Source organism: Synechococcus sp. H55.11 (assembly GCF_047462475.1).
Lineage (GTDB): Bacteria > Cyanobacteriota > Cyanobacteriia > Thermostichales > Thermostichaceae > Thermostichus.
The window spans coordinates 1-1,060 of record NZ_JANSJI010000213.1 but is presented as its reverse complement, the minus strand read 5'-3'; the positions used below and the strand labels follow the sequence as shown (position 1 = coordinate 1,060).

General features: G+C 60.2%; 1 protein-coding gene. It reads left to right on the top strand.

The features are described from left to right. On the top strand, positions 1 to 1,059 hold a 1,059-nt coding region (gene psbD / locus NW853_RS08835; RefSeq protein ID WP_414336211.1), incomplete at its 5' end, for a photosystem II D2 protein (photosystem q(a) protein). Position 1,060 lies beyond the last annotated feature (1 nt).

The following is a 1,060-nucleotide window of genomic DNA, read 5'->3' as shown; positions in this document are numbered from 1 at the left end:
ATGACCATCGCGGTAGGGCGCGTACGCCAGGAGCGAGGATGGTTCGACATCGTCGATGACTGGCTCAAGCGCGACAGATTCGTGTTTATCGGCTGGTCGGGGCTGCTGCTGTTCCCCTGCGCCTACTTGGCCTTGGGCGGCTGGCTGACCGGCACCACCTTTGTAACTTCTTGGTACACCCACGGCCTGGCCAGCTCCTACCTGGAAGGGTGCAACTTTTTGACCGTGGCCGTGTCCACCCCCGCCGACAGCATGGGCCACAGCCTGCTGCTGCTGTGGGGCCCGGAAGCCCAAGGGGACTTTACCCGCTGGTGCCAGATTGGCGGGCTGTGGACGTTTGTGGCGCTGCACGGGGCGCTGGGCTTGATTGGCTTTATGCTGCGGCAATTTGAGATTGCCCGCCTGGTGGGGGTGCGGCCCTACAACGCCATTGCCTTCAGCGCGCCGATTGCGGTGTTTGTGAGCGTGTTTTTGATTTACCCGCTGGGGCAGAGCAGTTGGTTTTTTGCCCCCAGCTTTGGGGTGGCGGGGATTTTCCGCTTTTTGCTGTTTTTCCAGGGGTTCCACAACTGGACGCTGAACCCGTTCCACATGATGGGGGTGGCCGGCGTGTTGGGTGGAGCGCTGCTGTGTGCCATCCATGGGGCGACGGTGGAGAACACGTTGTTTCAGGATGGGGAAGCGGCGAGCACGTTTCGGGCGTTTGAGCCGACGCAGTCGGAAGAGACGTACTCGATGGTGACGGCGAACCGGTACTGGAGCCAGATTTTTGGGATAGCGTTTTCCAACAAGCGGTGGCTGCACTTTTTCATGTTGTTTGTGCCGGTGACGGGATTGTGGATGTCGAGCATTGGAGTGGTGGGGTTGGCGCTGAACCTGCGGGCGTATGACTTTATCAGTCAGGAGACGCGGGCGGCAGAAGATCCTGAGTTTGAGACGTTCTACACGAAGAACATTTTGCTCAACGAGGGGATTCGGGCCTGGATGGCGCCGCAGGACCAGCCGCACGAGCGCTTTGAGTTCCCCGAAGAAGTCCTACCCCGCGGCAACGCGCTCTAAA